This is a genomic window from Granulicella cerasi, assembly GCF_025685575.1.
In the GTDB taxonomy this organism is placed as follows: Bacteria; Acidobacteriota; Terriglobia; order Terriglobales; family Acidobacteriaceae; genus Granulicella; species Granulicella cerasi.
In genome coordinates this window covers 66,052-90,841 of the sequence record NZ_JAGSYD010000004.1, presented here as the reverse complement: position 1 = coordinate 90,841, position 24,790 = coordinate 66,052, and the positions used below count along the sequence as shown (strand labels likewise).

The window sequence follows — 24,790 nt, the reverse complement described above, 5'->3', positions numbered from 1 at the left end:
TCAAGGCATGGCCACCCAAGGACGCGCGCTGGCACTCGGTTTGATCACCGCCTCATGCGCCAGCATACTCACCTCCTGCAAATCTGCGCCTCCACCGCCTGCAGAGGTGCCGACAGTACCGGTTGCAACCGTCAGCCCTGCAACCCTGCAGAACAACGTCGTGCTCTCCGCAGAGTTCGCTCCGTTTCAAGACGTCGACGTGATGGCGAAGGTCGCTGGCTACGTGCGCGAGATTCGCGTGGACATCGGTACCCACGTTCGCAAGGGTGATGTGCTCGCGGTGCTCGAAGTCCCCGAAATTCAGGACGAGATGCAGAAGGCCAAGGCAGGGGTCGCTGCAGCGCAGGCGAACATCGTCACCGCACAGGCTGGAGTGCAGCGCGCAGTGGCGTCGGCCAACATCGCACATCTCTCCTTCCAGCGCATCAACGAAGTTGCGACGAAGAACAAAGGCCTCGTGCCGCGGCAGGATGTCGATGTCGCTCAAGCACGCGACGCGGAAGCCGTGGCGCAACTTGCCAGCGCAAAGTCCAGTCTTCAGGCCGCGCAGGAGTCCAAGTCTGCAGCGGATTCCGAGTATGCGCGAGCCTCTGCCATGATGCAGTACGCCACCATTCGCGCACCTTTCGATGGGATCGTTACGAAGCGTTATGCCAACACCGGTTCCATGATCCAGGCTGGAATCTCTTCGCAGACACAAGCGATGCCCGTCGTACGCCTCGCGCAGTACAACGTCCTCCGTCTCTCGTTGCCTGTTCCCGTCACCGATGCGGCAGAGATCAAGGACGGACAATCCGTCGACGTGAGCGTCAACAATCCGCCACGCACACTCAGCGGCAAAATCGCGCGCTTCGCGGGCTCTGTGCAGATGGACACGCGAACGATGGATACGCAGATTGATGTTCCCAACGCGAACGGCAGCTTGCTTCCCGGCATGTACGCCACGGTCCACCTGCACCTTGCGGATCGTCCTCATGTTCTTAGCGTGCCCGTGGACGCTATCGACGGAGTGGGAACAAGCGTGGAGCAAGCGTACGTTGTGCGCAACGGCATCGTTCACGTCGTGCCTGTGAAGACCGGGCTGCAAACGCCCACGCTGCTCGAAATTACCTCCGGCCTGCAGTCGGGCGATCAGGTCATCACCGGACGTCACACCGGACTCTCCGAAGGCGAAGCTGTGCAGCCGCGTGCTGCCACCTACGAGAGCGACGCGAGCCACAGCTAAACCTGTTTCGAGTAGAAAGAGCGAGGAAAGATGTCGGGATTCTCCATACGAAACCCCTATATGATCGTGGTCCTGTGCCTGGTCATGATGATCCTGGGCACAGTCAGCGCATCCGACATGCCGGTCGACATGTTTCCCGCCGTGAATATGCCGGTGGTGGCGGTGGCGACCTTCTACTCGGGTATGCCGCCCGCGCAGATTGAAACCAACATCACTTATCACCTCGAACGTCAGTTCACGCTCGCCAGCGGCATCGATCACATGGAGTCTCGCTCGCTCCCCGGCGTCAGCCTCATCAAGGTTTACTTCCGCGCAGGCACGGATGCAGACGCAGATGCTGCGACGATCTCTTCCCTTGCGATGAGCGATCTGCGCGACATGCCCCCGGGTACCTACCCGCCCATCATCCTCAAGCAGGACGCAGCGAGTATCCCCGTGAATCTGGTCACGCTCTCCGGTTCCGGGTTGGATGAGAGCAAGCTCAAGGATCTCGGGCAGAACTTCGTCCGCAACCAGCTTGCCAGCGTAGAGGGAGCTTCCGTTCCGCAGCCCTTCGGCGGCAAGTGGCGGCAGATCATGCTGTACGCCGATCCGTACAAGCTCGAGGCGCATCAACTCAGCCCCATGGATGTCGTGCGCTCGGTGAATGAAGCCAACGTCATCCTACCTGCGGGTGACGTCGAGATCGGCCGCAACGACTACGACCTCTACACGAACTCCATGCTTGGTGGCGTGAAGGACATCGGCCAGGTGCCGATCAAGATGGTGGGCCAATCCCCCGTACGCATCGGCGATGTGGCCGTAGCGCAGGACTCCTTCAGCCGTCAGTTCAACGTCGTGCGTGTGAACGGACAACGAGCTGTCTATCTGCCGATCTTCAAGGCTGGTGCCGATGCCAACACGATCTCGGTCGTCAATGGTGTCCGCGCCACGCTGAAGAAACTCTATGACGTTCCTGCCTCCTTGAAGACGGAGGTTGTGTTCGACCAGTCGAGGTTCGTGAAGACCGCCATCGAAACGCTGCTGCACGAAGGTGGCGTCGGTCTGTTCCTGACTTGCCTGATGATTCTCATCTTCCTCGGAAGCATGAGAGCAACCATCGCAGTCTTCTTCTCCATTCCGCTTTCGTTGCTCGCGACTTTCTTCGTTCTCAAGCTCACAGGAAGCTCCATCAACAGCATGGTGCTGGGCGGTCTTGCACTCGCACTTTCGCGTCTCATCGACAACTCCGTCGTCGTGCTCGAAAACATCTTCCGTCATCTCGAAGGCGGAGAACCTCCTGTGGTCGCCGCGGAAAAGGGTGGCAAGGAAGTGGCTCTGCCCGTACTCGCCGGCACGTTGACGACGGTCGTCGTGTTCTTTCCCGTGACGATGCTGTACGGCGTCAGCCGCTTCCTGTTCTCTGCACTCGCACTCGCCGTGGTCATCTCCCTCTTCGCGTCGTACTTCGTCGCGCTGACGGTAGTGCCACTCTTCTGCGCGAACTTCATCAAGAGCCCGCATGGTGATGTGGTTCACGAATCGGCAGAGGGTGAGTACGCCGTCGCCGCAGCGGCGGACTCGAAGCAGCAGAGCTTCGGAGCACGCTTCAATGCGGCGTTCACGCGTGGCTTCGATAAGATGCTGCATCGCTATGATTCGCTCGTGAACAAGGTGCTCGAAGCGCCGAAGTTGGTACTCGGCGTCTTCGCTGCGGTGTTTCTTCTGAGCCTCTGCCTTTTCCCTCTGCTGGGACTTTCGTTCTTCCCACGTACAGACGCGGGTCAGTTCGTCATCAACTTCAAAGCGCCTTCGGGTACGAAGCTCACCGCTACCGAAGCAGAAGCAGCAAAGATCGAAGGCATCGTTCGCGGTATCGTTTCGAAGCACGACCTCGCATTGACGGTTAGCAACCTCGGCGTTGATCCCGGCTTCTCTGCACTGTTCACGCAGAACGCGGCGATGCATACCGGCTTCACGCAGGTTGCGCTCTCCGAAGATCACAAGGTCAGCAGCTACACCTACATCGACGAAGTGAAGAAGGCGCTGGCGCAGCAGATGCCGGAACTACAGACCTTCTTCTCCAGCGGCAGTCTTGTAGACGGCGTGCTGAACATGGGCGCTCCCGCTCCCATCGATATTCGCGTCGCCGGCAACGATATGACCGGCGACTACAACACCGCGCAGAAGATCGCCGCTCAGGTGCGCAAGATCGACGGTGTTGCTGACGTGTACATCCCGCAGGACATTGATTATCCGTCGCTGCGCATCTCCGTCGACCGTACGCGCGCCGACGAGCTCGGCCTGACCGAAAAGGAGATCGTCTCCAACATCATCACCGCGCTCACCTCTAACCAGATGATCGCGCCAAGCATCTGGATCGATCCGAAGAGTGGCAACAACTACTTCCTCACCGTGCAGTACAAAGAAGGTCAGATCAAGTCGCTCGAAGATCTGAAAGCCATTCCGTTGCACGGCGCAAACATCAAGTCGCCGACGCGCCTCGATATGGTGGCGAACATCGAGCAGTTCAAAGCCCCAACCGAGTTGGACCACACACAGATTCGTCGCTTCGTGGACATCTACGTGCGCCCGCAGAACGAGGCGCTGAACCGCATCACTACCGAGATCAACAAGATCGTCGCCTCCGCACACCCGCCTCAAGGCACCGACGTCACGTTGACCGGCAGCGTGAACTCGATGAACCAGTCCTTCAAGAGCTTCGCGATCGGCCTTACGCTTTCCGTCCTGCTGCTCTTCCTCATCCTGGTTGCGCAGTTCCGCTCATTCATCGATCCCTTCATCATTCTGCTGGCGCTGCCCCCAGGCATCACTGGCGTCATCGTCACACTGCTGCTCTGGGGAACGACGCTGAACGTGATGTCGCTGATGGGCGTCGTCATGCTGGCCGGCATCGCGCTCTCGAACAGCATCCTCATCGTGGAGTTCGCTCACCACCTGCTGAAGGAGGGCATGAGCGTCCGTGAAGCGATTACGACCTCGTGCCGAGTACGTCTTCGTCCGATTCTGATGACATCACTCGCGACGCTCATCGGTTTGCTGCCGATGGCCCTCAAGCTCGGCGAGGGTAGCGAAGCCTACGCCCCGCTCGCGCAGGCGCTCATCGGAGGACTCACGGTCTCGGTCATCCTCACCGTCTTCCTGGTTCCCGCAGGGTTCTTCCTGGTGTACAAGGATAAGAACTTCGCCGAACATGATGCGGAGCCACATCACGCTTAGCTGTGGAGCGCAGATGAATCTTTTTCACTCTGACGGTCAAGGTCTGAAGCAGCTCGCAGAACTTGGCGCAGCGTTTGTGCTCTCTGCCGCCATCGGGTTAGAGCGCGAGCTGCGCCACAAGAGTGCGGGTTTGCGCACCTACACGGTCGTCGGCACCACTGCGGCTCTGTTTCTGCTCGTCTCCAAGTATGGATTTATGGATGTCCTCTCCGAAGGCCGGATCGTCCTCGATCCCTCGCGCGTCGCCGCGCAGATCGTCACTGGAATCGGCTTCATTGGCGCGGGGCTGATCTTCGTCAAAGGTGACTGGGTAAAAGGCGTGACCACCGCCGCCACGCTCTGGCTCGTCACGGGTATTGGCATGGCCTGCGGCGCGGGCCTTCTGCTCCTTGCTCTTGTCACGACCATCGCGTACTTCATCATCGCCCTGGTCTTCCCGCTGCTCCTGCGCCAGTTGCCCGGAACGCCCGTGCCCACGGAGGAAAGCCGCAACACTGAACACGACTGAACCATCTTCACGAAGCTGAGTCCCCTACCCGCAGGTCCGGTATCTTCTGATTCCTCGTAGCGCGTTGATTGGAAGACCGCTATCCTGAACGTACGCTACAAGGGACCAGCTACAGGATGGCAAATCGAGCCCCGGCCTCGGAACGATGGGTGCCAACAACACAAGACGACAGAACCGCCGCTCTGGCACAGCTCGGTGTGCTGCTGGAGAACGATCTCTTTCGTCGCAGTTCGCGATACTCTGCGCTCCTGCGCTACATCGTTGAGAAGGCTCTGGAAGGCGACTATGGCTCGCTCAAAGAGCGGACCATTGGCATCGAAGTCTTCAAGCGCGACATCGATTACGACACCAATGCGGACCCCGTCGTCCGCTTCTGTGCCGCCGAAATCCGCAAACGCCTCGCGCAGTATTACCAGAACACCCCCACCGACAGCATCGAAATCGCCCTGCCCGTAGGTTCCTACGTGCCGACGTTCTCGCACCGGTTAGCCGAGCCCGACACGGTATCGGCTCCGGTCGAACTCAGCGAATCGCGAACGACGCTCTATATACCGCTGCCTTCAGAGCCGTCTCCCGCCATCGCAGCCCCCAGGCGCCGCTGGGGCCTGGGGGCATTGCTCGCCGTCGCCGCAGCCTTGGTCGCGACTATCGTCATTTATCGATCCTTTGGACAGAAGCCGGACGCGGTGGAGGCGTTCTGGGGTCCGCTGCTGCGCGACTCCGCTCTCGTCAAGATCTGTACAGGAACGCCACCCGAAACCAGCCTGAATAACGCCGGTAACCAGAGCATCGAGGCAGCTTATCTGCAGGGTGGCCACCGCGTAACGCTCGAAACTGCGTCGGCGATCGCGAACGTAGCCGCCTTTCTGCAGGCCCATCGCGAACCGTACAAAATCAGCGAAGCCGATGCCGAAACGCTCGACAGCTTCCACCGCCAACCGATCGTGCTGATCAACGCCAACAATAATCAGTGGACCCTGCTGCTCGCCAAGCCGCTGCGCTTCCACTTTGAGACCGAGGGAGCGACAGGTTACATCGCTGATGCGACGCGGCCCCAGTTTCGCGGCTGGTCGGTCGACTTCTCCCAACCGAGAACGCGGCAGACTACCGACTACGCCCTGGTGGCTCGCTTCTTCGACCCGACCACGCAATCTCCTGTCATGCTCCTCGCCGGAGTCGGGACGATCGGAACACGTGCCGCCGGGGAGTTCAGCGTATCTGCCTCGGAACTGCGCGAACTCGAAAAGCAGCTTCCCCAGGGGTTGAGCAACACGAACTTCGAAGCTGTCCTCAAGACCGAGGTCGTCCACGGTCAACTCGGATCGACGCAGATCGTCGCGACTCACACCTGGTAGCGGACGCCGGCGATGGCCAACCATAAAAACCAGCCTCCATGCACTTGTTACAACCTGTTACAACGGCTCTACGCTGTTGAAAATAAAGGATCGTCCAGCATAAGGCAGGATGACGCCGTATGACACCTATTCAGCGCATTCATCGGATTGTTACCAATGGCGCAGTTTCCTCAGAAATTGCTTCGTCGGAGTTCCTCCATGAAATGGCAGGTGTTTCCCTCTCGTTGGGCGGCCGCATTCTTTGCAATCGGTCTGTCTGGAACCGCTGTTCTCACCAGCGGCTGCGCAAACGTAGCCCTGTCGGGCTCCACAGAAAGCCTGTCCGGCTCCCAGGGCACGCTCAGCGGTAAGCTGCATGGTGGCAATCAACCTGTCGTCGGCGCTCTCGTGAGGCTGTACGCAGCCGGTACGAGCGGATATGGTTCTGCTGGAACGCTCTATGCGACGACTACCTCGTCGGCTCCCGATGGCGGTTTCCAGTTCTCGAAGTCGGCCACGAACACGGGTGTGACGAACTCCAGCGGATCCTCCTGGGGCTGCCCTTCGTCGGGCGATCCGCAGATGTACCTCATCTCGACCGGCGGAATTACCCAAGGCACAGGTACTGCCACTAACTCCGCCGCGGCATTCGCCATCGCTCTGGGCCGCTGCAGCCAGATCACCTCTGCGACCTTTGTGGACCTGAACGAGGTAACCACTGTCGCCACGATGGCCGCCCTGCAGCAATACTTCAATCCCAATACTGAGAGCTTCGGCGCGCCCGCATCCACGCAGGCGCAGACGGGTTTCCAGAATGGCGTGGCGACGATCAGCAACATGGTCGACAAAGCCGCCGGAGCGGCCTACAGCTCGAACACCGTCAGCGCCACGCCCGCTGGGCACTCCGCGTCTGTCACCGTGACGATCACTCCGGAGACGAAGAAGATCAACGCCATCGCCAACGTGTTGGCCGCTTGCGTGAATCAAACCTCCTCCAGTGCGGCGCAGTGCTCGACGCTCTTCGCAAGCGTTCCAGCGCCATCGCCCGCCGTTACCAGCCAGCCCGGCATCACCTTCTCCGCCCCGACGGACGTGCTGCAGGCGGCCTACTTCATGCTCAGCAACCCTGCAAGCGGCAGCGCGGCCAACATCAACGCAGCCTTCGGCCTCATCAGCGCAGACGCACCGTTCCAGCCGTCGCTCACCACTGCGCCAACCGACTGGAGTGTGGCGATCCGCTACGACAGTGCCAGCGCGTGCACTGCAGGGACCTTCCTTGGCGGTGCCTATGATCTCGCCGTCGATGGCGCAGGAAATCTATGGGCCGCAGGCGACTCCGCCAACGGCAACCTGATGGCGCTGACACCCGCGGGCGCGCCTATGGTCTGTGATCTGGGTACCAATGTGGCGACCTCGAAGGCGTTGACGATCGACACCGCCGGCTACATCTGGATCGCCAGCAACAGCGCAGCCAACGTATATCGCTACGATCCGAATGCGAGTAGCTATACGACCTGGCCGACGCTCCATGTTCCCTACGCCATCGCCGCGGATGGCGTAGGAAATGTCTTCTACACCTCGGTCTCCGGCACAGAGGTCGACGAGTTCGCCAACGCTGCCACGGCCGTCACTCCAGCTACGGCCAGGAAGGTCGGTGCAGTGGGTAGCGGCCCGTTCTATCTCTCGGCCGATACCGCGGGCAACGTCTGGGTACTGCAGACCGCCTCAAGCGGATCCCTGTACCAGGTGTACCCAAGCACGACGACGACTGCCGGCAACTATTACAACGGCTTCCAGAGCAGCATCGTCGCCAGCACCTCTGCATCCGGGGACACGGGACACATCACAAACCCCTACGGCATAGCCGCAGGATTGAACAGGAAAATGGCTCTTATCAACGGATCAAACACTGCGAGCTCGGTCTCCAATACGTTGTCGCTCGTGACCCCGGCATCCACCGCAGGACAAGCTGTCACGATCACCGATAGCGCGCAGTATGCTGCGGGCAATAGTTGGGGGCGTGGACTCGCGGCGGACGGCGCGGGAAATCTCTGGACTGTGAGCTCCTCAAGCTCTGGCGGAAACTACGTCACCGGAGCCACCAGCCCCGCGCAATACATGATCAACGAATTCTCCGCTACCGGAGCGGCGATCTCACCCACTGGCACGCTGACGTCCAGCAACAAGCCAACCGGCGGCTACCAGAAAGACTCCACCATCTTCCCCACCGCGAAGTATCCTAACGGCCCTCGTAGCGTGGCCATCGATCCAACTGGCAACGTGTGGATTGGCAATAACTCGACGGACGGCTCAGGCACAGGCGTTGTCGAGCTGGTCGGTTCCGCGGCTCCCGTAATCACACCAATCGCAGCGGCATTGGCCGCAGGCGCGAGCACCGGCAACGGCTCCTCCATGCCATAACGACTCGGTACGTTGCTTGAGCCACAACACAGAATTTGCCTCACTCTTAGGTCTCACAGAATGGAGTTTATGCGTCGCGTTTATTCAACTCTCCTGATGGTCTGTCTCTTCTGTATCAGCATGGCCTCCTCCTATGCGCAGGTGACAACAGCCACGATCGTAGGCCATGTGACTGACTCGTCCGGTGGCGCTGTACCCAAGGCCAGCGTCATCACCACGAACCTGGACACGGGCGACGCTCGCACGGCCGTCGCCAATAGCAGCGGCGAGTTCCGCGCGGAGTTTCTACCTGCCGGAAATTACAGCGTCCAGATCAGTGCATCGGGTTACAAGACCTACGTGCAAACGGGCATCACGCTCTCTGTGGGACAGATCGCCACCACGAACGTTGCGCTCACCGTGGGTGAAACCACCGAGTCGGTGACCGTGACCAATGATCTTCCACTGGTGAACACCAGCAACGGTGAGATCGCCAGCACCATCAGCGAGCGAGAGATCGTCGATCTTCCGCTCGTGGACCGCAATCCCTACACCCTGCTGGATATCGTGCCTGGCGTACAGTCCAACCAGAACTCGATCGTGCTTGGCTACCCCGAGCAGCGCACCATCATCAATGGCGGCTCGGACGCCGGCACGGGCTCGGTCAACTACTTCCTCGATGGCGCACCGAACCTCACGGGTCTGCGCAACACCGGCAACATTCTGCCGAACCCCGATGCACTCGCCGAATTCCGTGTGCAGACCAACGGTTACAGCGCAGAGTTTGGGCGCTTTCCCAATGGCATCGTGAACGCAGTCACCCGTTCAGGAACGAACAAGTTTCACGGAAGCCTCTTCGAGTTCTATCGCAATGATGCCCTGGCCGCGAAGCAATGGGGTTCCTCGGGTCTTGCGACCGCACCGCTCAATCGTCACCAGTTCGGCGGCGCCATCGGCGGGCCCATCCGCAAAGATCGCACCTTCTTCTTCGGCTCCTACGCGGGTCTGCGCCAAACCACGAGCACGCTGATGAACACCGCCGTCGTGCCGACAGAAGCAGAGCGCGCTGGCGACTTCTCGGCGGATCCCGCGGCCTCACAGCCCGTTGATCCGCTCACGAAGCAAGTCTTCGTCTGCAATGGTCGCACCGGCGTCATCTGCGCCAACCGTATCGATCAGGTCGCCAGCACCATCATCAACCGCTACATTCCGACGCTTCCAGCAGGACAGACCGTCTGGAAGGGCTTCGTCTCCGTTCCTTATGTCTCCGACGAGTTCCTCGCCAAGGTCGACGAGCAGCTCACTCCGATGCAGCGGCTCAGCGTGATGTACTTCAACACGAGCGGCCACAGCGCTGCCGTCGCGAATGCCTCGGCCACGAACCTTCCGTGGTCGCAGACCGCTTATATCTGGCGTCAACAGAACGCCATCATCAATCACACGTGGACCATCACACCCACGCTGGTGAACCAGGCATGGGTGAGCTATACCCGCAACCTGGGCGCACGCGTCAATACGCCGCAGACCTCGCTCGGCGACCTAGGTTCTACCTTTGCGATCCAAGGTCCAAAGGCGCTGCCGCAGATTACCGTGACGAACTTCTTCACACTCGGCAATGCGGTGGCCGGCCCCAAGGCAGGTACGAACTTCTATGCCCTTCGCGACCTGGTGAGCTTCACCCACGGCAAGCATTCGCTGCGTTTCGGCGGCGAACTCTCGCTGGACAAAGACGAGCAAGCGGTCACGCAGGCGAACTACGGGACCTTCAGCTTCGGTGGCACGGTCACCAGTGCGACCATCGCCGGCGTGAAGCACTCGAACGCTTTCGCCGATTTCCTCATCGGCATCCCCAGTTCCGTGGCGCAGGCCTCTCCAGTAACAGGCTCTACCAATAGCTGGAACGCGTCGCTCTTCCTCCAGGACGACTGGCGCGTTCTGCCGCGACTCACGCTGAACCTTGGCCTCCGCTGGGACGTTCAAACGCCGCCTACTGATCCGGAGAACAAGGAGACGACGTACGTCGCCGGCCGCCAGTCCTCTGTCTACACCGCAGCACCTGTCGGCCAGCTCTTCCCCGGAGACGCTGGCGTGACACGCGGCATCATCCCCGTGCGCATCGGACATCTCTCGCCGCGCTTCGGCTTTGCCTTCGATCCTACCGGCAAAGGCACCACCGCCATCCGCGCCGCCGCAGGCATCTTCTGGGGAAGCATGTCAGGCAATGAGTGGAACACGATGGAGAACTTCCAGCCGTACTCCCTCAACTTCACCTTCACCAACGCGGCCACGACGACGGGAGCCACGCTCTCTGATCCGTATCGCAATCTGACCGGTGGCAACCCCTTCCCGTTCTCGCGTGGATGGGTCACCGGAGCTTCTATGACCGGCGTTGCTCTGGGCTACAACGCGCCGTACACCATCGCGCTGAATGCCTCGGTGCAGCAGCAGATGACGAAGACGCTCGGCCTTCAGGTCGCCTACGTCGGTTCACTCGGTCATGACCTTCCCTTCGCGACCGACGTAAACTACCCCGTACCTTCGGCAACAGCGACGAACGCTTCAGCGAACGTGCTGGCACGCCGACCCAACCCGAAGTTCGGGCAGATCGCTCTGATCAATTCCGATCAGCGTTCGAACTACCACAGCCTGCAGGCCTCGGTGAATCAACGCCTTGCGTTCGGCCTGCAGTTCTCCGGTTATTACATCTGGTCGAAGTCCATCTCCAGCGTCGATCTGCAGCAGGCGGTGGCGAACTCCGGCGCGCAGGACTACTCGAAGCTTTCGGCAGAGCGTGGCCTCACGTCGAATGACACACGCAACTCTGTCGCGATTTCGCTCATCTGGGATCCGCACGTCCGTGCAGCCGATCGTTTCGTGCGCGCAACCGTCAACGGCTGGCGGGTCTCCGCCATCACCAAGTTGCGCAGCGGACAGCCGTTCACCATCCTGAACGGCGTCGATGCCAACCTCGATGGCTCGTCCAGCTACGATCGCGCACAGCTCGTCGGCGACCCGCATGTCGATCGTCCGCTCCCTTCGCGTTGGTTCAACACAGCCGCGTTCGCACAGAACGCAGTCACCACCGGCAAGCCTGTCGATGGGAGCTCGCCCCGTAACTTCCTCGAAGGTCCCGCGTTCCGCGACGTAGATATGTCGCTGGTGAGGAGCTTCCCTCTCCTGCGGAAGACGCGCCTGGAAGTGCGCGGCGACGCGACGAACATTCTCAACATCGCCAGCTACAGCACCCCCTCGCAGAACGGCCGCACCGTCAGCTCATCGCTCTTCGGACAGATCAGCACAGCGAACACGGTACGCACCCTGCAGGTCGGCGCAAAACTGCTCTTCTAACGAGCCCAAAAGAAAAGGACCAGCTCGATGGATCGTCGTACATTCCTCGTTGGCGTGCCAGCGACACTTGCCCTGCTGCGCGGTAATCTTCTCGCGGAAACCACCAAGCCCGCGAGCATCCTCACCGTGCATCCGGACGACGTGATCGCCTCCATGCCGCATGACTTCATGGGCCTCAGCTACGAATCAACTCAGCTCGGCGAACCGGAGTTCTTTTCGCCGCAAAACACCGGCCTGATCCGCTTGTTCCGCACGCTCTCCCCTAGCGGCAATCTGCGGCTCGGCGGAAACACAAGCGAGTTCTCGTACTTCAAGGCGGCGCCTTCTACGCCGCCACCGGCCTACACGCCGCTGCCCACACAACCCGCCACGCTCACGCCCATTACGCCTCAGGCTCTGCGCAACCTGCGGGGCTTTCTCGATGCCACGGGCTGGAACTGCATCTACGGTTTGAATCTCGGCACAGCGACGCCCGAGCGCGTTGCCGAAGAGGCCGCAGAAGTAGCGCAAATCCTCGGCACCAAGCTGAAGTACTTTCAGATTGGCAATGAGCCGAACAACTACATCCGCTACAAGCTGCGCCCCACAACCTGGAACGCCAGCGCCTACATCGACGAGTGGCTACCCTTCGCGCAAGCCGTGTTGAAGCGCGTCCCGCACTCTCGCGTCTCCGGCCCGGACATGGGCGCTGAGCGGGAGTGGATGGAGCTCTTCGCGCAGCGAGTCCCTCCGATCCTCGGCGACCGGCTCGCTGAGATCACGGATCATTTTTACGCTGAAGGTCCGCCCACAAGCCCCGCGTCCACGATCGAAGCGCTGCTACACAACAAGAAAATCCTTCCTGAGATTGCGGTGATGCAGAGCGCGGGTAAGCTGGCGCACCTCCCCTACCGCATGACGGAGGTCAACTCCTGCTATCTCGGCGGTAAGCCTGGAGTTTCGAACACCATGGCTTCGGCACTCTGGGCGGGTGAGCTTACGCTGCGCCTTCTTGCCGCTGGATTTTCGGGCATCAACTTCCACGGCGGCAGCGCGCGACAGATCAAGGCTTCACTCGGCGGCACCCTTCCTGGAGACGATGTCGCGAAGGCCAGCGCGGCAGACTCGTACTACACACCAATCGCCGGATCGCAGCAAGAAGGCTTCCACGCGCGCCCCATCTTCTACGGCATGATGCTGGCCGCGAAGATGGCCAACGGCAAGCTGGTTCGAGTGAGCGGAAGCGATGGAGACAACCTCATCGCGTATGCGTCGCTCGGCGGCTCCGGCTTACGCATGGCCCTCTTCAATATGACGGCGGCTCATCATGCCGTCGCCATCGATGCTTCCGCGCGTTACGATGAGGTCGTTTGCCAGACTCTATCAGCGCCCGCCGTCGACGCAACCACCGGCATCCAGTTTGGAGCGGCTGAGGTAGACGCTCGAGGAGATTTCACGGCTACGCAATCGGCGCAAAAGCTCCGCGAAGGAAGAAACTTCGAATACCAGCTTGCTCCCTTCTCCGCCGTCATGATCTCGTTCCAGCATTCCTCATCCTCCCGGTAAGACAAGGAGTTTTCCTCGATGCATCGCTACTTACGTTTCGTGATCTCGTCCATACTGCTTCTCACCGGTTGCGGAGCGAACCACGCGCTGGCCTCTGATGGCACGACCGGCACGACACCCTCTGCCACTCCTGTGCACCGTAACAACGGCGCATTCCTCGGGCACGCTTACGTCACCACGGCATCGTTCATCAGCGCAAACTTCAACACGATGGCGACGAACATGCAGTTCAGCTACGGCACCAACCGGCTCTTCGTCATCTGCGGCAACATCGGCAGCACGGGTACGCTCACGAACGGGTCCGCGGCAGCGCCTCAAGTCACCGCATTCCTCAACGCTGTCTCCGCGTGGGAAGCAGCGAATCCCGGATACAAATTTCAGGTCTTCGCATATCTCAGCGGCAGTCTTCTCAGCGGGTCTTCGTTCGTTGACGTCAGCAGCTCCTCGGTGCGCAGCAACATCGCTACCGAAGCCGGACGTTTCACCAGCGCAACGGCCTCCGGCAGTTATGTAAGCAGCGCCAATCGCACCTTCGACGGCGTCTTCATGGACTTCGAGCCAGCAGGCGGCACGAGCACTGCAGCAACCACGCAGTTCAACAACCTCAAGCTGTTGATGGACGGAGTACGCACCTCTGTCGGCACAAGCAAGCTGACCGCATTCGCAGCGCCGCAATACAGCACCACCACCGCGAGCACCTACTTCTGGACGCCGACCTACTACTACTACATGGCCGGGCACGTAGACCTCATCGTAGCGATGGAATACGACACCAAGCTTCAATCCGGCAGTGACTATCAGGCATGGATACAAGCGCAGACAGTCAGTATTCTTCAAGCTGTGTCCGGAGAATATTGGACTGACGGAAGCCACACCGCGCCTACGAACGGCGTGAAGGTCTTGTTCGCGATGCCCGCGTATCCGAACAATCCTCCGAACCACTACGCGGTTGCAGAGAACACGGCCTATGCGGCTCCGGGTGTCACCGCAGGCCTTGCGAACGTAGACGCCGCGGCGTCGAGTTATCTCGGAGGCGCCATCGTTTATCTCACCACCGACGGAACCGGCAGCGATGGATACGCGAGCTACAGCACAGATTGGGCGAACTTTGCAGCGCATTGGTAGATCCATCCGCAGCCTCCTCTTCTTTACGGTCTTTGCAGTGGGCCTGCATGCGCAAACGCCGCAAGCGCTTATGCCTCTGCCTGCGGCGATGCATCTGAACGCTGAGCATCTCGCCATCACTCCCGGGTTCGCGACCAAGGTTGAAGGTTACGACGAGCCTCGGCTTCATCGCGCTACGGAGCGATTCCTCCGCGTGCTCTCGAGACGCACCGGTATCACGGTGTGGGACGCCGCTCACCCCAACGCGACGCTGCTCTTGAAGATCTCAGGACCGAGCGCTCCCGCTCAAACCGCAACGGAGGATGAGTCCTATCGGCTGGAAATCACCGGCGCAAACATCACGATCACGGCGGCGAACCCGCTCGGCGCGATGCATGGTCTGCAGACGTTGTTGCAACTCGTGCAACTGGATGCGCATGGCTTCTACATCCCAGCCGGTACGATCGAAGACCATCCCCGCTTCGCTTGGCGCGGACTGATGCTCGACACAAGCCGTCACTTCATGCCGATCGAAGTGATCGAACGCAACCTCGACGGCATGGAAGCCGTAAAGCTCAACGTCTTTCACTGGCATCTCTCCGACGATCAAGGCTTCCGAGCTGAGAGCCACGTCCTGCCGCATCTCACAGAGGCCGCGTCAGACGGGCTGTTCTACACGCAGCAGCAGATGCGCGAGGTCGTTGAATACGCTCGTGACCGAGGCATTCGTGTCATTCCTGAGTTCGACATGCCGGGTCACACCAGCGCAGTCCTCGCCGCGTATCCTGAGCTTGGCAGCAGCGATGGGCCGTATCGTATCGAACGGAAATGGGGCATCTTCGACCCCGCTCTCGATCCAACGCGAGAAGAAACCTTCCGCTTCATCGACAAACTGGTGGCGGAGATGGCCGCGATCTTTCCCGACGCGTACTTCCACATCGGCGGCGATGAATGTAACGGCAAGGAGTGGAATGCGAATCCGCGTATTCGCGAGTTCATGCGCGAGCATCACCTTACGGACGATCGCGCGTTGCAGGGCTACTTCTCCAGCCGTGTGCAAACGATCGTCGCCGCGCACGGCAAAACGGCCGTTGGCTGGGAAGAGATACTTCAGCCCCAGACCGCATCGGACGTCGTGATCCAGTCCTGGCACGGAGCAAAATCACTGGCGACCGCTGCTGGCAGCAACCACGCCGCGATCCTCTCCAAAGGCTATTACCTCGACCTCAACCTTTCGGCGAGCAGCCATCACGCAATCGATCCTCTCGCCGGTGAGGTCAAGCAGCTAACACCGTCAGAGCAGGCTCACATCATTGGTGGAGAAGCCGCTATGTGGACGGAATACATCTCCAGCGAGACCGTCGACAGTCGAATCTGGCCGCGCGGCGCCGCTGTAGCCGAGAGGCTTTGGTCGCCGCCAGCGTTGCTCGACGACGACATCGACTTCTATCGCAGGCTCGCGTCACTCTCGACTCTGCTGGAACTCTACGGTCTACACCACCGCTCGTCTTACAACGAGATGCTCGCTCGCATAGCGAATGGTCAGGACGTAGCACCCCTCCGCGTTCTCGGCGACGTGGAGGAGCCGCCGAAACAACACGATCGCGCTCATCTCGGGCAATACACTTCCTTCACGCCGCTGAACCGCATGGTCGACGCCATCAGCCCTGAGAGCGATACGGGACGACAGTTCACCGCTCTCTGCCGGCGCATCCTCGAAGGGAAGGCAACCGCCGACGAGATCGCGCAAGCCGAAGCGCTCCTGCACCTGTGGCAGCAGAACGACAGCAGACTCCGCCCGCTGCTCGCAGCCTCCGCCCTGTCCGACGACCTCGCAGCATCATCGTCCGCGCTGTCGGACGCAGCTTCCATCGGCGTCGAAGCCCTGCATGCGGTAACGAGAAAGCTTCCCACCACCAATGCGTGGCGGGCCCAGTCGTTGCAGTCGCTCGAAGCCGATGCCAAGCCACATGGCGCGATGCTCCTCTCCAACGTCGAAGCCATCAGAACTCTCGTGCTCGCCTCGTCCGGCAGCGACAAGCTTCTACCCACGCCTGCCCGCTGACGACGATCCCCGCGCAATCACTCCAACGACGTCGGGGCGCTTTACTGTTTTGCCTTGCGGGTGGTAACGTTTCCAGCAACCGCCGCTTCCACCGCGGTTCGTGTTCCTATGACGCACATTCATCGCCGAGACTTCCTATCGCTCTCCCTGCTCGCGGTCCTCGACGCGGCCATCGCGCAACCTTCGCTCGCGCAGCCCGCGCCCGCCGCCACCAACCACGCGGCCTTCAAAGAGCTTCCGGCAAACGCTATCACCGCGGACGGCTGGCTGAAGCTCTACTTGAACCGGCAGGCCGACACCCTCGGCTACGCGCTCGCAGACACCTCCTGGCCCTTCGACGCGCCTTACTGGCAGGGCGAGGAGCAATGCCCTTCCTGGTGGCCCTGGGAGCAGGTCGCCTACTGGGTTGATGGCGCCGTGCGTTGCGCACTCACTACCGGCGACGCCAAACTGCTCGACCGCGCCCTGCAGCGCATCCGCTACACGCTCTCACATGCCAACGGTAGCTACCTCGGCCCGCAGTACATGCGCGACGGAGCGCAGGACTACAACCGCTGGCCGCACGCTATTTTCTTCCGCGCCCTCACGGTGCTCTCTGACAATGGCACCCTGCAGAACATCCCGGAGATTCTCTCGTCCTTCTATCTCTCCGCGCAGGATGGCTATGACATCGCCGCGCGCAATACCGTCAACGTGGAGACGATGCTCTGGTGCTACGAGCGTACCGGCAACCCCGCGCTGCTCGCCATGGCCGAACCCGCGTGGCACGGATACGTCACCGGCAAGCCGCACGACGCAGCCGACCTGAATCATGAAGCCGTCTACGGCGGCGGCCCCATCAAGGCGCACGGAGTCACCTACGCCGAAATGGCGAAGCTGCCCGCGATCCTCTACGCGCACACCGGTAATCCCGAGTACCTGAAGTTCGCCCTGGCCGCGCAGCAGCGCATCTTTACGCATCACATGCTCGTCGACGGCATTCCCTCCACCACCGAGCACTTCGGCGCCACCACCTCGCTCGATTCGCACGAGACCTGCGACATCACCGACCACACCTGGACCTGGGGCTACCTGCTTGAGGCCACCGGCGACGGCCTGTGGGCCGACCGCATCGAGCGCGCCTGCTTCAACGCCGGCATGGGCGCCATCCGCAAGGACTGGAAGGGCCTGCAATACTTCTCATGTCCTAATCAGGTCGTCGCCAGCGAAACCTCGAACCACAACAAGCTGAAGCACGGCAATTACTGGATGGCTTACCAACCCAACCCCGGCCGCGGCACCGCCTGCTGCGGCGGCAACGTGCATCGCCTCTTTCCCAACTACGCCCTGCGCATGTGGATGACCACAACCGATGGCGGACTCGTCGCCACCCTCTATGGCGCCAACTCCGTCACCACGCGCCTTGGCGAAGCGAAGACCCGCGTCACCGTGCAGCAGCGCACGCGCTACCCCTTTGCCGACACGATCGAGTTTCTCATCCATCCGGAGAAGCCGACGACCTTTGGGCTGAAGCTTCGCATCCCCGCATGGTGCGATGCGCCACAACTCAGCCTCAACGGCCACGACCTCGCCATGCCTGCCATCGAGCACGGCTTCATCACGCTGCATCGCCGCTTCACCGCAGGCACCCTCGTGCGCCTGCGTCTGCCGATGAAGACCCGTCAGCTCACCACCATCGACGGCGGCGTGGCCTACGAGTGCGGCCCGCTTGTGTACTCGTTGCCGATCGACGCGCAGTGGTCCAGCCACGTCGTGGAGAAATGGACCACGGCCGCCTATCCCTCGTGGGACGCGCACGCCCGCTCCGCGTGGAACTACGCGCTCGACGAGCAGCCCGCGCCGCAGCTAGAACGCACCGCTGACGTCGACGATCCGTGGATGCATCCCCCCTGCTCGCTCACCGTGCAGGCCACCGCGCTTCCTCACTGGACCACGGCAGATCCTGCGGACGCCACGGGCGATCGGCTTACGCCTCCGCTGCCTCCCCGCGACGCTGCGAACGCCCAAAACGCAAAGGCGAAGTTGCGGCTTGTGCCTCTCGGCTCCACCGAACTTCGCCTCACCGTCTTCCCGAAGGTCTAGGCCGAGCGCCTAGACCTTGCCGCCGGACATGTTCCAGTAATACTTGCGCAGCAGGTACGCCGGGCCGCAGCTCCACGCATGGCAGAAGCTGTTGATGTGCACATCACCATATGGCGAGGCCTTGGAGTTCTTCGGGTCGTAAACCTCCCAGAAGGTGTCCGCGCCGACCCGCACCATCCCGCCCCAGTAGCTGTCCATCATCTTCAGCGCGGCGTCCTTCTCGCCCCCCAGAATCATCGCCTCGGTCACGTAGTGATACAGGTACGGCGCTGCCGGAGGGATCGCATCCGGCGACTGCGTGGCCGTCAACAGAGCATGTGCGCCATCCTCTTTCGACACCACCTCGGCGAGCCCCAGCCACGCCTGCGTCGCCCACGAAACCTGCCGCTTCGGCCCTGAGACAAACACGCGCTGCTCCTTGTCCCAGAAGTTCTTCACCGCCGCGTCAGTCATCAGCCGGATGCGTTCCTCATAGCCCGCGATATCTTCGTGATGCCCTGTCAGCTTCGCCAGCTCAATCGCCTTGCGGTAGCTGTAGATCATCACGCCCTGCACGCAACCTGTCTTGTCCAGGTCCTTGCGCCAGTCGATGAAGATCCAGATGTTCTTCGGGTCTACGAACAGTCCCTCGGCGTTCACATTCTTGCTCAGCAACTCGAGCTGCAGCTTGGCCACGGGATAGAGGTCCTTCGCCGTCGCCACGTCGCCCGACGCATGCGCATACTCCAGCAGCGTCGGCACAAACAACGCGGCATAGTCGAGGATCGTGTTGTTGGAGCGATGCGGTTCCGGCTTCTCAAACACACACGCGCGCAGCAGGCCGCTGTCCTCCGGAAACGCCGCAAGCAGATAGATCGAACGCTTCACCAGCTCATAGTTCTGGAACGAAACGTAGTTCACCAGCGCCTGCACCCGCAGGTCACCCAGCCACAGACGCTGATCGCGACGCGGGCCATCTTCGAACACTGTCAACATGCAATCGCGCAGCGTAGCCAGACTCACCTCGTCGATGCGACGGAGCATCTCCGGCGCGCTTGCGGGCGCAGGCGGCGGCGTCTTCTTCGCCGCAGTGATCGCCTTCGCGCGGAAGTTCTTCAACCGCACCTTGTATGCATTCGAGTTCGACACCACCTTGATCTGCACCCAGCGAAACGCGTGGCGGCGCTCGATCTTATGCGTCTGCGGAAGGTTCTCAATGTCCACCGAATCGATGGGCAGCCACGACTCCGAAAGCGAACCGTGGTACGGGTAGAAGGGCTCGGCAATGTCGCCCGGAACCTCACCGAAGCGCAGCTCCAGGCGTGCCGGGGAATCGATGTTCAGCCCGACGCCTTCGATATCGAAGCTGAAGTAGCCCGTCATGTGACGGCCAAAGTCCAGCGTTACCGCATCGCCATGCTGCATCAGGCGCGCTTCGGCGTCGGCCACCGTGCCCGACACCGGCATGCGCCACCGCTGATACTCCTTTTCGTCGGCCACCGGCTCCACCATGGCCACCGGCTTCAGGATCGCCTCGTTGAGCTGCGGGATCAGCGCCTGCGCCTTTGCCAGGAACGCCGCATGACGCGCGTCCATCGGCGGCTTGGCGGCAGCAGGAGTTGCAGCCGTCTGCAGGGCTGCGGCCAGCGCGTTCGGGGTCAGGCTTCCAAGCACCAGGCTGCCGGCAACTCCCTGCAGCGCTTCACGTCGGTTCAAGCGTTTCACAAACTTCTCCTTTTCAACTCTGCCGGACGGCAATGGAAACGATACTATGCGGGACTTCGAGCTGTCTCTTCCAGAGAAGAGAGACGTGCGCGACACGGTTTCCGCTCGCGGAGCAACGTTACCGCCCGTGGCCTCGTGAACCGCCGTGACAAGAGCATTTCGAGCTCCGCAACGGCTCCGATCGAAGGACGCAACAATTGCCGTTGCCAAAAATGAGCGCGCTGCTATACATTGATCGCCGCGTTGCGGAAACGTTTCCATGTTACCGCAGAAATTCACCGCCTGCGTCCCTTCCATGGGCCTTGTTGCAGGCACCCGAAGCGCTGCTTCGCCGGGGAGGAACCACATGTTGTTGGCAACACATTCTATCGGTCGCGCTCTACGTCACGTCAGCTTTTTCTGCACCCTTCTTTTGCTCTCCGTATTCCTCGGCACAGGCGCCTTCGCGCAGACCAGTCAGGGCTCGATCAACGGTGAAGTGAAGGACGCGACCGGCGCCCTCGTCCCCGGCGCACTCGTCACCGCGACCAACACCGACACCCACGTCAAGCTGCATGTAAAGTCCAACTCCAGCGGCCTCTACACCTTCACCTCGCTGGTCCCCGGCCCCTACGAGATCGAGGCCACCGCGCAGGGCTTCTCGCGCATCGTTGTCACGAACATCACGGTCAGCGCCGCGCAGTCGGTCACGACCAACGTGCAACTCGCCACCGGCAGCGACACCTTCCAGGTCACCGTGGAGTCGGCCGACTCGCTGCTCTCGAAGGACGTCTCAGACGTCAGCACCACCGTTGACCACGCGCTGATCGAGTCGCTGCCCTATCCCGAGCAGTCTGCGCTCGAGGCCGCGTTGCTCGTGCCTGGCGTCACCGGCGATCCGCTGAACCCAGGCGGCATCGCCACGGAGAACCCCTCGGCCTTCACCAGCTACGTGCTGCCCGGCGCGAACATCACCGTCGGCGGTTCGCAACCCGGCCAGACGGCGCTGCTCATCGACGGCTCCGACGTGATGCAGGCCAGCTATCCGCGCTCAGGCTTGAACCTTTCCGGCCGCAACGTCGGCGAGATGACGGTCGTCACCAGCGGCATGTCGGCCAAGTACGGTCGCACCTCCAGCGGTGCCATCGTCATGTCCTCCGCCGCCGGCACCAGCAAATATCACGGCTCGGTCACCTGGCGTCATACCGATCCCTGGTGGAACGCGTACCCGCTCGGCGGCACGCTGAAGAACAACATCCACGAGAACTACTACGGCTTCTATCTCAACGGCCCGCTTTACATCCCCAGGCTTTATCCGCACAAGGACAAGACCTTCTTCGAGGTCAGCTTCGAGCCTGCGCGCCTGCGCAACCGCACCGGTCAGCGCACTACCTACTTCACGCCCGCTGAACTGCAAGGCAAGTTCAACGACTCGCTCATCTTCGTCAACCAGACCACGCTGAAGACGCAGGGCTGGGACGCCGCCCGCGCCGCGCCGCACATCGCCAACTCGGGCCTTTACAACCATGCCTCTGGCTACGACGCCAACGGCTTCCCTGCCGGGACCTCACTGAATACCTACACCCCTGTGCCCGGTGGGCCCATCACCGACTGCAGCGATATCTGGCGCAGCGCCAACCCCGGTGCCACCACCTGCCCCAACGACATCTCGAACCTCCTCGCGCACAATGCCTTCGCGCAGTTCGTCATCGGCAACCTGCCCACACCCTCCAACCCCGGCCCCAACGCCACCTTCGACCGTGCCGATGGCGGATACCAGACTGACGGCACCAACGGCACCTACGCCCGCGGCGTCTACAACATCGACAACCGCTATAACGTGCGCATCGACCACGTCTTCAACAACTCCAACCAGATCTATGTCCGCTTCACGAGCATTCCGGTCTCCGCGCTGCGCTACTTCGCCACGGACGTGAACAACCCGCTGAACCAGACGCCGACCGACGCGGCCCATACCTACGACGTCGCCATCGGCTACACGCGCGTGCTCACCAACACGCTCGTCAGCAACTTCCACTACTCGTGGTTGCGCGTCAACCAGCCGCGCAAAGCCCCACCGAGCTCGACCAACGCGGACTATGCTGCCAAATACGGTCTTACGCCCGCGGTGGTTGGTTACGGCCTCCCCTCACTCGGCAACTTCGCACAAAACGGTTACAGCTACACCCCGCAAATCGGTGTCGGCAACTCACAGATCAACATCGACCAGAACTTCATCGTCGGCGACGACATCACCTGGACCTGGCACCGTCACCAGTTTCAATTCGGCGGCGACATGCGCTGGTACCAGTCCAATCAGTACGACCTGAGCGGTCTCACTGGCGGCAAGTACTCCTTCGCCGCCGGGGAGACCGGCAACGGCACCACCAACAGCGGAAGCACACTCGCCAGCTTCATTCAGGGCACGATCACCAGCTTCACCAACACGCCCATCTCCGTGCCCGGCTACTATCGCTGGCGCTACTACGCCGGCTACTTCCAGGACGACTGGCGCGCCCTGCCCAGCCTCACCATCAACATCGGCGTGCGCTATGAAGTGGAAACACCGCGCATGGAAAAGAACAACAACCAGGCCTTCATGAACCCCAGCTATCAGGGCACGGTTAACAGCATGGCCTCTCAGGGCGCCTTCTGCTTCTCGGGCGCCTGCGGCACCGGCCAGTCGCTTTGGCCCACCAACCACTGGGGCCTTGAGCCGCGCGTCGGCATCTCCTGGGCGCCTACGCGCAAGTCCACCATCCGCGCTTCTTACACCATCGGACGTCCCCCGCTCAGCGGGCAGGAGAACATTCCCGACCCCAACCTCAACGTTGGCGCTTCCAGCGTCGGCGGCGTGAACGGCGGTACCACCCCGGGCTGGATCGTGAACTACATCACCAACCCGATCCCCGCGAACTCGCTCAAGTCCGCCTACACCGCGTTGAACGGACAGCGTGGCCCCTTCAACTTCTCCACCGGCATCTCGCCCGTCTTCGTCGACCAGTCCAACGCGGTGCCCTACGTGCAGACCTGGGGACTCACGCTGCAGTACCAGCCACTGGCGCGCACGGTCGTGCAGGTCAGCTACCAGGGCGTGAAGGGTACACACCTCTACGGTGGCTTCAACTATCCGCGCAACACGCCTGCACTCGGCGTCATCGTTGCCGCCGTGCAGGCGGGCAAGAACCTCGCCGCGCAGAGCAACAACACCTACAACATCCGCAACAACAACAACGACCCCACCGCTGCCATCCTGCAGGAAACAGCGCTGCAGAAGCTTTACCCCTACCAGAACTTCTTCAACCAGACCCTGCCGGAGATCTATCCGCGCCGCGGCACCATGCACTACAACGCCATCTACGTCAGCGTGAACCAGCGCCTGACCAAGGACCTCACCTTCCTCAGCAACTGGTCATGGTCCAAGAGCCTCGACAACGTAGCGGCCAACGCGGGCTTTGCCGGCGGCTTTGGCACCGCACCTCCGCAGAACCCTTTCGATACGCGCGCCGAACTCTCGCTCTCGTCCTTCGATCAGCCGAGCCGCTTCCGCGCCGGCTACAGCTACTCGCTGCCCTTCGGCTTCAACCGCCGCTTCAAGACCGGCGTCCGCGTCATCGATCAGATCATCGGCGGCTTCACCACCTCGGGCATCGCCTCCATGATGTCCGGCTTCCCCAACTACGTCGCGCTCGGCAACCCCGGCTACTACCAGTCGGTCACGCCGAAGGGCGTCGATCAGTGCAACCCCGGCGGCACCGCGCAGTACTGCGTCTTCTCCGCACTGCCCGCGGGATACACGCTGCGCCCCAACCGCGTTCCCGGCGTTCCGGTCATCAATCCCAACTGGAAGAAGAACCCCTTCAACTCACTCAGCACCGTGACGCCGTATCTCAATCCTGCGGCGTTCTCCATCCCCGGGGCACCCGGCGCACCTGCGCTCGGCAACGTGCCGCGCACCATGGGCGATGCCCGCTCCCCGCGCGAGTTCTTCTTTGACATGCGCGTTGCCAAGGACTTCAAGGTCTACAAGAAATATCGCGTGCAGGTGAACGCCAACTTCTCCAACGTCTTCAACCACCCGGTCTACTTCGGCGTGAACGGACGCACGCTCCTCAGCTCCTTCTCCCCCGACACCACGACCGGCAAGTTCCCCACCGTTCCCAACAACAACATCAGCCAATACAGCGGCACCAACGTCAGCTTCGGCACCCTCGCCGCCGTAAACACGCAAGGCATCTCTCGCGTCGTACGCTTTGGCGCCGAATTCAACTTCTAAC

The 24,790-nt window shown here is 61.4% G+C and carries 12 protein-coding genes; 11 read left to right on the top strand and 1 reads right to left on the bottom strand.

Annotated elements, in window-relative coordinates:
- Window positions 1–7 precede the first annotated feature (7 nt).
- The 10 genes from OHL11_RS13955 (at window position 8) to OHL11_RS13910 (ending at window position 18,830) form a co-directional block, all read left to right on the top strand.
- Window positions 8–1,225, top strand: a complete 1,218-nt coding sequence (locus tag OHL11_RS13955) for an efflux RND transporter periplasmic adaptor subunit (protein WP_263372140.1) — start codon at window positions 8–10, stop codon at window positions 1,223–1,225.
- Between the two features lie 30 nt (window positions 1,226–1,255).
- Window positions 1,256–4,444: an efflux RND transporter permease subunit gene (locus OHL11_RS13950; protein WP_263372139.1), complete on the top strand. Its 3,189-nt coding sequence runs from the start codon at window positions 1,256–1,258 to the stop codon at window positions 4,442–4,444.
- 13 nt (window positions 4,445–4,457) lie between these two features.
- The gene (locus tag OHL11_RS13945; RefSeq protein WP_263372138.1) at window positions 4,458–4,952 is read left to right on the top strand and encodes an MgtC/SapB family protein; all 495 of its coding nucleotides are present in this window, start codon (window positions 4,458–4,460) and stop codon (window positions 4,950–4,952) included.
- Between the two features lie 149 nt (window positions 4,953–5,101).
- Window positions 5,102–6,307: a hypothetical protein gene (locus OHL11_RS13940; protein WP_263372137.1), complete on the top strand. Its 1,206-nt coding sequence runs from the start codon at window positions 5,102–5,104 to the stop codon at window positions 6,305–6,307.
- A 210-nt stretch (window positions 6,308–6,517) separates the two neighbouring features.
- A complete protein-coding gene (locus tag OHL11_RS13935) occupies window positions 6,518–8,707 on the top strand; it encodes an NHL repeat-containing protein (protein WP_263372136.1) in 2,190 nt (729 codons plus the stop codon).
- A gap of 69 nt (window positions 8,708–8,776) precedes the next feature.
- A complete protein-coding gene (locus OHL11_RS13930; protein WP_263372135.1) occupies window positions 8,777–12,034 on the top strand; it encodes a TonB-dependent receptor in 3,258 nt (1,085 codons plus the stop codon).
- Window positions 12,035–12,061: 27 nt separating this feature from the next.
- Window positions 12,062–13,579, top strand: coding sequence for a hypothetical protein (locus OHL11_RS13925; RefSeq protein ID WP_263372134.1), 1,518 nt, complete (start codon window positions 12,062–12,064; stop codon window positions 13,577–13,579).
- Between the two features lie 18 nt (window positions 13,580–13,597).
- The gene (locus OHL11_RS13920; protein ID WP_263372133.1) at window positions 13,598–14,704 is read left to right on the top strand and encodes a hypothetical protein; all 1,107 of its coding nucleotides are present in this window, start codon (window positions 13,598–13,600) and stop codon (window positions 14,702–14,704) included.
- Window positions 14,652–16,748 carry a beta-N-acetylhexosaminidase gene (locus tag OHL11_RS13915; RefSeq protein WP_263372132.1) on the top strand — a complete coding sequence of 699 codons (2,097 nt, stop codon included), beginning with the start codon at window positions 14,652–14,654 and terminating at the stop codon, window positions 16,746–16,748. Before OHL11_RS13920 ends, OHL11_RS13915 begins: the two co-directional genes overlap by 53 nt.
- Before the next feature lie 108 nt (window positions 16,749–16,856).
- Window positions 16,857–18,830, top strand: a complete 1,974-nt coding sequence (locus tag OHL11_RS13910) for a glycoside hydrolase family 127 protein (protein ID WP_263372131.1) — start codon at window positions 16,857–16,859, stop codon at window positions 18,828–18,830.
- A gap of 9 nt (window positions 18,831–18,839) precedes the next feature.
- Here the strand turns inward: OHL11_RS13910 and OHL11_RS13905 are convergent, their stop codons facing one another.
- Window positions 18,840–20,534, bottom strand: coding sequence for an alpha-L-rhamnosidase-related protein (locus tag OHL11_RS13905; RefSeq protein WP_263372130.1), 1,695 nt, complete (start codon window positions 20,532–20,534; stop codon window positions 18,840–18,842).
- A gap of 352 nt (window positions 20,535–20,886) precedes the next feature.
- Between OHL11_RS13905 and OHL11_RS13900 the strand changes: the two genes are divergently transcribed.
- The gene (locus OHL11_RS13900; protein ID WP_263372129.1) at window positions 20,887–24,789 is read left to right on the top strand and encodes a carboxypeptidase regulatory-like domain-containing protein; all 3,903 of its coding nucleotides are present in this window, start codon (window positions 20,887–20,889) and stop codon (window positions 24,787–24,789) included.
- Window position 24,790: the final 1 nt, after the last annotated feature.

Excerpts from the sequence above, each read along its gene's own strand:
- OHL11_RS13955 (WP_263372140.1), top strand. The coding sequence starts at position 8 with ATGGCCACCCAAGGACGCGCGCTGGCACTCGGTTTGATCACCGCCTCA.
- OHL11_RS13950 (WP_263372139.1), top strand. The coding sequence starts at position 1,256 with ATGTCGGGATTCTCCATACGAAACCCCTATATGATCGTGGTCCTGTGC.
- OHL11_RS13945 (WP_263372138.1), top strand. The coding sequence starts at position 4,458 with ATGAATCTTTTTCACTCTGACGGTCAAGGTCTGAAGCAGCTCGCAGAA.
- OHL11_RS13930 (WP_263372135.1), top strand. The coding sequence starts at position 8,777 with ATGCGTCGCGTTTATTCAACTCTCCTGATGGTCTGTCTCTTCTGTATC.
- OHL11_RS13925 (WP_263372134.1), top strand. The coding sequence starts at position 12,062 with ATGGATCGTCGTACATTCCTCGTTGGCGTGCCAGCGACACTTGCCCTG.
- OHL11_RS13920 (WP_263372133.1), top strand. The coding sequence starts at position 13,598 with ATGCATCGCTACTTACGTTTCGTGATCTCGTCCATACTGCTTCTCACC.
- OHL11_RS13915 (WP_263372132.1), top strand. The coding sequence starts at position 14,652 with ATGGATACGCGAGCTACAGCACAGATTGGGCGAACTTTGCAGCGCATT.
- OHL11_RS13910 (WP_263372131.1), top strand. The coding sequence starts at position 16,857 with ATGACGCACATTCATCGCCGAGACTTCCTATCGCTCTCCCTGCTCGCG.